The sequence below is a fragment of the Streptomyces sp. W16 genome (genome assembly GCF_033194735.1).
Lineage (GTDB): Bacteria > Actinomycetota > Actinomycetes > Streptomycetales > Streptomycetaceae > Streptomyces.
Window position 1 is genome coordinate 22,229 of the sequence record NZ_JAWOAI010000054.1, and the last position, 7,906, is coordinate 30,134.

The window sequence follows — 7,906 nt, forward strand, 5'->3', positions numbered from 1 at the left end:
TTCAGCTCACCACTCCGGTCATGACGCCCACGGGCACGGCGATAAAGCCGGCGGTGAGCAGCAGCGCGAGGACATTGGCGATGGTCTTCAGGGCGCGGTCGCGGCTGCGGCTGCCCGCGCCGAGGGTCTGGGCGGCGCTCCAGAAGCCGTGCCGGACGTGCAGGCCGAGGGCGAGCATCGCGACGATGTAGATGACGTCGCCGTACCAGGTGGAGAAGGTGTCCACGACGTTCTGGTACGGGTGGCCCTCCTGGAAGCCGCCGGAGTGCACGGTGCCGGTCGTCAGGTCGAGGATGTGCCAGACGATGAACAGGGCGAGGATGATCCCGCCCCAGCGCATGGTGCGGGTGGCGTAGCTCGCGCGGGGTTTCCTGTGCACGTACTTGCTGGGGCGCGCCCTGATGTCGCGGCGGCTGAGCTGGTACGCGGAGACCGCGTGGGCGACCACGGCAACGACGAGGACGACGCGGATCAGCCAGAGCGTCCACTCGTAGTGCATGAAGGGTTCGCCGATGGTGCGCAGCCAGTGGGCGTAGTGGTTGAACTCGCCCGCGCCGAAGAAGATCTTCAGGTTCCCGATCATGTGGACGACCAGGTACAGCAGCATGATCAGGCCGCTGACCGCCATCACGGTCTTCTTGCCGACGGAGCTGTCCCACACGGTGCGTGCCATGGACGGTCGTCGGTCCGTCCGCGTTGCCAGAGCCATGTCTACGGACGTTAGGCGCCGGATGGTCGATCGGTCCAAGACATGATCTGCCTGGTTTCGATAGGTGGCAGCTATCGTGGATGTATGCAGTTCCAGCAGCTCCAGTACTTCGTGGCCGTCGCCGAGACCCGGCACTTCACCCGGGCCGCCGATCTGGTCCATGTCGCGCAGCCCTCGCTCTCCCAGCAGATCAAGGCGCTGGAGCGGGAGTTGGGGGCCGATCTGTTCCTGCGGGCCCGGGGCAACATCACCCTCACCGACGCGGGCGAGGCACTGCTGCCACTGGCCCGGCGGATCCTGGCCGACGCGGACACGGCCCGGCACGAGGTCCTCGAACTGGTTCAGCTGCGCAGTGGCCGGATCCGGCTCGGCGCGACCCCGAGCCTGTGCACGGGCCTGCTGCCGGACGTGCTGCGCGCCTTCCACGACCGCTATCCGGGCATCCGGCTGCTGATCGAGGAGGGCGGTTCGCACGATCTCGTACGGGAACTCGCGCGCGGCGCCCTGGACTTGGCCCTGGTGGTGCTGCCGCTGCCCACTCCGTCACCGGCGCTGACGACGGTGGAGCTGCTGCGCGAGGACCTGGTGGTCGTGTCGTCACCGGAGGCACCGGCGCCTGGGCGCGGCCAAACGGTGCGGATCTCCGACCTGGAGGGCGAGCGCCTGGTGATGTTCCGGCACGGCTACGACCTGCGGGAACTGACCGTCGCCGCGTGCCGCGCCGAGGGCTTCGAACCCGACTTCGCGGTGGAGGGCGGTGAGATGGACGCCGTGCTCGGCTTCGTGCGGGCGGGGCTCGGCGTGGCCGTAGTCCCGCGCATGGTGGCGACGAGGTCCGGGCGGGGGCTGCGGGTGACCCCGCTGGCGCGGCCCGGGCTGCACCGGACGATCGCGCTCGCGCATCGCAGCGATGTGGCTCCGCCGCGGGCCGCCAGAGAACTGCAGCGGATGCTGCTGGAGCGCTGATCGTCCGTACGATGAACCTTTCGCGTACGAGGGGGGAACCAGAGATGCGAAGAACATGGCTGGCCGGTGTGCCGCTGGTCGGGCTGATACTCGCGGGCTGCTCGGGCTCGGGGAGCACGCCTTCCGGTGAGTCGCACCGGACGACGGTCTCGGCATCCGGAACGCCCAGCACCTCGCCGAGCGCCTCGCCAAGCGCCTCGCCGAGCGCCGCCGGCGCGGGGTGGAACGCGTGGACCGCCAACTACTCCGCGGCGGAGGGTCGTTGCGAGGCGACGGCTCATCAGGTCGTGTGCCGCACCGGTTCCGGCGGTTTCGTCGGGCGGTCCCGCAGCACCGGCGAGGTCACCTGGTCCGTCCCGCCGGCCGGCCGCGGCAAGGACGCCGAGCTTGTCGTCGACTCGGCCTCCGAACGGGCCGTGACCGGCTCCGGCAAGACGCTGCGCGCGGCGAATCTGCGCACGGGCAAGGTCGCCTGGACCCGCCCGCTGGCCGACGCCAGCATCCCCACGGTCCTCGGCGCGGCGGACGGCACCGTCTACGCCGTCGAGAATCCGGACGTGAACGTCAGGATCGTCACCCTGGCCGCCTTCCGGATGTCCGACGGCAAGTCGCTGTGGAGCCGCACCTTCCACGCGGACTCGTACGGGGGCGTCGCCGCCTTCGGGGGCCGCGTCTACACCACCGACGGCACGAAGGTCACCGCCCGCGACGCGCGTACCGGCGACGCCGTGGCGACCACCCCCAAGGGTGTCGAGTGCGCCAACCTCATCTCCGGCGCCCACTACCTCGTGTGCACCGGCAGCCCGTACTCCGCCGGGGACGTCTTTCCGCCGCTCCAGCGGCTGGCCCCGGACACGCTCCGGCCGATGAAGACGGCCGAGGACACGGGAGACAAGCCCGAGCGCGGGGTGATCTCGTCCGACGGTGTGCTCGTGCTGTACGAGGCCAACGCGGAGGACTCAAGCGCCGGCTCCTGGAACGCGTACGACCTCGTCCACCCCAAGCGGCTGTGGAGCTACGACGACACCACAGAGGAGGGGGAGTTGGCGGGTGACCGGTTCCTCACCTTCACCCCGCGCAACGACGCCGCCGTCAGGGACCGGGTGATCTCGATCGACCTGCACGCCGGTCCGAAGGGGACCGGCGACGCCGCGCCGCATCTGTCGCCGCGGTACTCACAGGCGAGGGGCGGGGAATACCCCAGGCTCGCCGTGCCGGGCGGTGACCCGGACCATGTCGTCGTGCAGGCGGGCACCCATCGCAGCCTGCGGTCGATCCCGCTGCCCTGAGGCAGCGGTCGCTCAGCCCGTCGCGTCCACCAGCGCCAACTCGTGCAGCCGCTCCGGCGGGCCGGGGCGGGCGTAGTACCAGCCCTGGGCCGTGTCGCAGCCGAGTATCCGCAACTGCTCGGCCTGCGCCCCCGTTTCGACGCCCTCGACCGTCACCGCGAGGTTCAGGCTGTGGGCGAGGGAGACGATGCCCTCGACGATCTTGAGGTCGACGGGGTCCGCCGGGAACTGCTGCATGCCCTGGGTGAAGGAGCGGTCCAGCTTGAGGATGCTCACGGGCAGACGGCGGAGGTTGGCGAGGTTGGAGTAGCCGGTGCCGAAGTCGTCGAGGGCGATGTCGACGCCCATCTCGGCGAGTTGACGCAGCGGCTTGAGGAGGTCGTCGTCGGCGCCGATGAGCGCGGACTCGGTGACCTCAAGGCAGAGCGCGTCCGGCGCGACACCCGCGCGCTCCAGGATGTCGACGGTGTCCTGCACCAGGCCGGGATGGCTGAGCTGGCAGGGCGAGAGGTTGACGTTGATGCGCAGCGGGCCGGTGGCGTCGTTGCCGCCGTGTCGTTCCTGCCACTGCTTGGCCTGCCGGACGGACTGGTCGAGGACCCAGCGGCCCAACGGCACGATCAGGCCGGTGTGTTCGGCGAGCGGGATGAAGCGGTCGGGGCCCAGGACGCCGTGCTGCGGGTGCAGCCAGCGGACGAGGGCCTCGGCGCCGCGGACGCTGCCGTCGCCGAGGTGGACCAGCGGCTGGTACTCGATGAAGAACTCGTTGCGGTCCAGGGCCGCAGGGAGTGCGGTGGTCAGGCCGTGCCGGGTGATGGCGCGGGCGTCGGCCTCCGGGTCGGCGAGCTCGAAGCGGTTGCCGCCCGCCGACTTGGCCCGGTACATCGTGATGTCGGCGCTGCGCAGCACCTCCGCCGGACCGCGCTCACCGGCCGGGCCCTCGACGATGCCGATGGAGCCGCGCACGGTCAGGTCGCGGCCGTCGATGCTGACGGGGGTGATCAGCGCGTTCATGATCCGGCCTGCGAGTTCGTCGACCTCGCGCTCGGTGTCGGGGCCTGTGGTCAGCGCCACGAACTCGTCGCCGCCGAGCCGGGCGACCATCTCACCGGGCGCGGTCGCGCAGGACTGCAGCCGGTCGGCGACCTCGACGAGCAGCCGGTCGCCGGCCGCGTGGCCGAGGCTGTCGTTGATGGTCTTGAAGCCGTCGAGGTCGAGGTAACACAGGCCGAACCGCTGGTTGTTGCCCGCGCCGAGCGCCTTCTCCAGGCGTTCGAAGAACAGGGTGCGGTTGGGGAGGCCGGTGAGGGCGTCGTGGGTCGCCTCGTAGCGCAGCCGCAGGTTCAGCAGCCGCCGCTCGGTGGTGTCCTCCATGAGGGCGAGCTGGTACTGCGGGTTGCCGTCGGCGTCGCGCAGCAGGGAGACGGTGAGGTTGGTCCACAGGACCGTTCCGTCAGGTCGGTAGAACGCTTTCTCGACGTGGTAGTGCTCGCGCTCGCCGCGGACGAGCTCGTCGTAGAGGGTCCAGGTCTGGGGCGCGTCCTCGGGGTGGGTCCACTCGCGGACGTTGCGGCCGCCCATGGTCTGGTCGGAGATCCCGAACATGCGCAGCAGCGCGCCGTTGACCTGGAGGATGTTGCCTTCGAGGTCGGCCATGCCGATTCCTATGGCGGCGCCCTCGAAGACCGCGCGGAAGCGGGCCTCGGTCGCGTGCAGGGCCTGTGCGACGACGCCCTGGGCCTGGAGCGCGGCCACCGAGATGGCCTCCTGCTCGGCGAGGGTGCGCTCGCGCAGTTCCTGGGCGAAGCCGGCGGCCATGGCGTGCTGGAGGCGGGCCGAGCGGATCCGCAGGTCCTCCTGGGAGCCGTCGCCGCCGCAGTAGAGCACCAGGTAGGCGTCGACGCACTCCAGGGTGCGGCTGAGGGCGTCCGGGTCCGTGCAGTGCGCGGCGACGAGGGCGGTACCGACCGCCTTGCCCTCCTCGGCCTCGAAGGTCCTGGCCCGCAGCGCCTCGCTCAACCGCCGGGCCAGCGGCAGGAGTCGCTCCTCGAACTCCGGCCGGGTCAGCGACGTCGAGGTCGCCGGGAACACCGCCCGGCTCCAGATGGTCGCGAACCTGCGCAGTCTGTCCTCCGGCCCGTCCGGCTCCGCGGTCACGCCGTGCGTCCTACGCCGGCGAAACCGGAGAAGGAAAACGGATCCTCGTCCTCCGGTGCGGTGTCGGGCCGCCAGTCCGGCATCGGCACCAGTCCGGGTTCCACCATGTCGTACCCCTCGAAGAACCGCGCGATCTCCTCGCGCGAGCGCATGATCAGCGGATTGCGAATGTCCTTGTACACGTCCACCGCGCCCTCCGCCCGCTCCGGTGGCAGCGGGATTCCCTCGTACGAGGCATGGGTGAGGATCAACACGCTGCCGGGCGCGAGTGCGTCGCGCAGCTGTGCCACCGCACCGTACGGGTCGTCCGCGTCTTCCACGAAGTGCAGTATGGCAACGAGAAGTAACGCCACTGGCCGATTCACGTCGATCAGGCGCTGAACCTCGGCACTCGCCAGGATCTCCTGGGGCTTGCGGAGGTCGGCCGCGACGACGTCCGCGGTCGCGTTGCCCGCGAGGACCGCCTGGCTGTGCGCGACCGCCACCGGGTCGTGGTCGACGTACATGACATGGGCGCCGGGGCTGGCCTCCTGGGCCACCTCGTGGACGTTTCCGAAGGTGGGAATTCCGGAGCCGATGTCGAGGAACTGGGTGATGCCCTCGGCCGCCGCGAAGCGTACGGCGCGACGCATGAACGCCCGGTTCGCCTGCATGATCTTGGGAAGTCCCGGGAGGAACTCCATGGCCTTGCGGGCCGCCTCCCGGTCGACCTCGAAGTTGTGCGAACCGCCCAGGTAGTAGTCGTAGATACGCGAAACGCTCGGCACCGAGATGTCGATGCTTCGTGGTGCCCAGGCGGGACGCTCCATGTATCTCTCCAAGGCGTAGGCGATCCGGTGTTCGAGCTGAGGCTACTGATCGCCCGCCAAAGGAGCGAGCGGAAACGGAAATTGACCGTCCGTTCCCGGTCACTGCCTGCGGCACGTGCCGAATTGATGTGCGGGGACACGCGGAGAGGCGCGCAGAATGCCGGAATTGCTGCGCGGGTAGGGCCTGTCCGGCGGAGCAGGTCGCAGGAAATCGGCGGTACCTGATTAACGCCGGTGAGCGGGGTGTGGTGCGTGCAGCTGCAAGGCGGAGGAGGGAGGCGACGCGATGGGGGTCCCCCCGGTCGAGCGAAGCCGAGACTGGGGGAGTCGGCGACCGACGACAACGCCGCTGGGGGTCCCCCCACGCCTTTAAGGCAGTGGGGGAGCGCGCACCACGCCCCGCGTCTGCGGCATGATCCGCCGGACAGGCCCTTAATGCCAAAGCGGCCCGCCCCCTCCGTGCGGTGCGGAGGGGGCGGACCTGTGGTCGTACGCGCTGCTGTGTTCGTTCGGCACTCTTGTCGCTTGCCCGCGTCCCTCCCTTCCGCGTATCCGTTGCCGAGTGAGCGGGGGCGATGAACCCTGGGGAGGTTCTCGCTACGCCGCGGGCGCGCCGACCGCTTTTCCTTCAGGGGAGACGGCGTACCAAGTGCCGCCCACGCCCTGACCGTTGGTCTGTCCGGCGGCCGTGTCACCGGAGAAGGTGTAGATCGGCCAGCAGTCGACGGTCATCTGCTTGGCGCCGTCGGACCGGGTGAAGCCCATGAGGCCCTTCTTCTCGACGCCCTTGGTGTCGTTCGCCGAGACGATGCCGACCGCCGGCCACTTCTCGGCGCAGGCGCCGACGCAGTTCGAGACCGACTTCGGCCACGCCTTGTCCTTGAGGAAGCGGTAGACCGTGTGGCCGTTCTTGTCGACGACGATGTCGCCGAGCTTGGCGTCCTTGCGGACGGAGAGGCCGGGCAGCGAGGCGAGGGTCGCCTTCTTGCCGTCGGGGGCGAGCGCGTACCACTTGCCGCCCACGCCCTGGCCGTTGACGTCACCGGCGTTGACGTCCTTGGCGTAACGGTAGGCGGGCCAGCCGCCGATGGTCAGCTGCTTGGTGCCGTCGGTGCGGGTCACCTCGCCGATGAGGGACTTGTCGATACCGGCACCGGCAGTGGCGTCGTCGGCGGGAACCGGCGGCCAGGTGGTGGCGCAGTCGCCGTCACAGTTCGACTTGGGGGGACTGGCCGTGTCGGCGTCGAAACGGTAGAGGGTGAGACCGGCCCCGTCGCTCAACACCTTGCCGAGGTCGGGGTTGTTGGCAACGGTCAGCTGGCCCGCGGGCTCCGCGGCGGCGGCCTGCTGGCCGTCGGCGCCGTAACCGTTGGCCGAACCGGTGCTGGGGCTCGACGTGGCGGCCCCCACGCTGCCATAACCTCCGGCCGCCGCCGTGGCACCGACGTTCTGTGCCGCAGAGGAAGGTGTGGTCACATTTTCCGAACCGCACGCCGCCGTCAACGCCATGACGGACACGGCCGTCGCCGCGAGTGAGGCGCTCCGCCAGGAGGTCTTCATCGTCAACTCCCCATAATCACCTGGATGTTGCAGCGCCCGTCTGTGCCGCCGCACGGTCCTAGGTACGGGTGGGGACCACGGAAGTGTTCAACGGCCGCACAAATTTCTTTCCGACGCTCGTGACACGGCACCGCTCTCGTATGCGCGTACGCATCCGGCCACCTCCGACAATCGGATCGTCAAACCGTCGCACTGCGCCGTCCACTCCTTCGGGGCAATCCGTTCGCGCCACACCACGCGCGGGCCCGCGAGGCCTCATGATCTCCGTCGTGCATGGACCCGAACCGACCCGAACCGCCCTTGCCGCAAGGGTGTTGACCCTGGTGACGCTGACCTGGCTGCTGGCGGGCGCACCGGCGGGCCCGGCGGCGGCCGACGCGTGTGCGTACGCCTCGACGGGGCCGGACGGCACGGAG

At 70.0% G+C, this 7,906-nt stretch carries 6 protein-coding genes; 2 read left to right on the forward strand and 4 right to left on the reverse strand.

Annotation, left to right across the window (positions count from 1 at the left end; translation table 11 throughout):
• Nucleotide 1: 1 nt before the first annotated feature.
• Nucleotides 2–673, reverse strand: coding sequence for a succinate dehydrogenase (locus tag R6V09_RS10210; RefSeq protein ID WP_317881039.1), 672 nt, complete (start codon nucleotides 671–673; stop codon nucleotides 2–4).
• A gap of 120 nt (nucleotides 674–793) precedes the next feature.
• Here R6V09_RS10210 and R6V09_RS10215 point away from each other — a divergent pair, with 120 nt between their 5' ends.
• Entirely contained in the window at nucleotides 794–1,675 is an 882-nt protein-coding gene (locus R6V09_RS10215; protein WP_317881040.1) for a LysR family transcriptional regulator, read from the forward strand.
• Between the two features lie 44 nt (nucleotides 1,676–1,719).
• Nucleotides 1,720–2,964, forward strand: coding sequence for an outer membrane protein assembly factor BamB family protein (locus R6V09_RS10220; protein WP_317881041.1), 1,245 nt, complete (start codon nucleotides 1,720–1,722; stop codon nucleotides 2,962–2,964).
• A 12-nt stretch (nucleotides 2,965–2,976) separates the two neighbouring features.
• Here the strand turns inward: R6V09_RS10220 and R6V09_RS10225 are convergent, their stop codons facing one another.
• From R6V09_RS10225 to R6V09_RS10235, 3 genes are all read right to left on the reverse strand, one after another.
• A complete protein-coding gene (locus tag R6V09_RS10225; RefSeq protein ID WP_317881042.1) occupies nucleotides 2,977–5,121 on the reverse strand; it encodes a putative bifunctional diguanylate cyclase/phosphodiesterase in 2,145 nt (714 codons plus the stop codon).
• Nucleotides 5,118–5,930 (reverse strand): SAM-dependent methyltransferase, encoded by an 813-nt coding sequence (locus R6V09_RS10230; RefSeq protein ID WP_317881043.1) that lies wholly within the window; start codon nucleotides 5,928–5,930, stop codon nucleotides 5,118–5,120. Before R6V09_RS10230 ends, R6V09_RS10225 begins: the two co-directional genes overlap by 4 nt.
• 597 nt (nucleotides 5,931–6,527) lie before the next feature.
• Nucleotides 6,528–7,490, reverse strand: coding sequence for an SCO0930 family lipoprotein (locus R6V09_RS10235; protein WP_317881044.1), 963 nt, complete (start codon nucleotides 7,488–7,490; stop codon nucleotides 6,528–6,530).
• Nucleotides 7,491–7,906 lie beyond the last annotated feature (416 nt).